1 protein-coding gene is annotated in these 417 nt (G+C 67.1%); it reads left to right on the forward strand.

Going from position 1 to position 417, the window contains the following annotated elements:
- Positions 1–46: 46 nt before the first annotated feature.
- On the forward strand, positions 47–417 hold a 371-nt coding region (locus tag AC1DF3_RS37160), incomplete at its 3' end, for a Bug family tripartite tricarboxylate transporter substrate binding protein (protein ID WP_478142836.1).

A 417-nucleotide genomic window follows, 5' to 3' on the forward strand; every position in this document is an offset into this window, starting at 1 on the left:
ATCCGCTTTCCGGTCTCTCCAACTGGCAATCACCTCGGAGCCCCTCATGAAGAACAGCAACCAAGGAACCGGCCGCCTTCTCGGCTGGATCATCGCTGCCGCCGTCCTGCAGCCCTTCGGCAGCGCCCAGGCGCAGTCGCTCTCATCGAAGCCGATCGTGCTGCGCGTTGCCTATCCCGCCGGGGGACCCGCCGACGTCGCGGCTCGAAAGATCCAGGTGCCGCTGCAGTCGGCGCTCGGGCAGACGGTCATCGTCGAGAACCTGCCTGGCGCGGGCGGATCGATCGCCGCGGCGAGCGTGCTGAACGCGCCGCCCGATGGCCAGACGCTGCTGGTGACGACCGGCAACGACATGATCCTCTCGCCCCTCGCGATGTCGCAGGTCAAGTACAAGCCCGAGAACTACCGGCTGTTGGC

This window comes from Variovorax sp. 10N432, assembly GCF_056394465.1.